Origin of the sequence: Anoxynatronum sibiricum, assembly GCF_039414295.1 — a bacterium.
Classification (GTDB): domain Bacteria; phylum Bacillota; class Clostridia; order Peptostreptococcales; family Tindalliaceae; genus Anoxynatronum; species Anoxynatronum sibiricum.
In genome coordinates, this window is record NZ_JBCITM010000091.1 from 1 (window position 1) to 255 (window position 255).

A 255-nucleotide genomic window follows, 5' to 3' on the forward strand; every position below is an offset into this window, starting at 1 on the left:
TGCTTGTAGGTGAAGTTTTCAGAGATGATGTTGTTGCCCCAGGTACCGCAGCCCAGGGTGGTGGTGGGGGCAAAGCCGTTAAAGAGGCTGCCGCCGGCAGAGGTGGAGCTGGGTTGGTTGATCACCAGGCGGCTGACGGTTAAGGCCAGGCCGGCCTCTTTGATATGGGCATCGTTATGGGAGTGGAGGGCGGCGCTGTGGCCCTTGCCTTCCAGTTCCAGGTTGGTCTGGGCAATGCTTAAGGCTTCGTCGAAG

The 255-nt window shown here is 59.6% G+C and carries 1 pseudogene; it reads right to left on the reverse strand.

What is annotated here, in order from left to right:
- A pseudogene (locus AAIG11_RS18305) lies at positions 1-255 on the reverse strand (aldehyde dehydrogenase family protein); the annotation flags it as partial.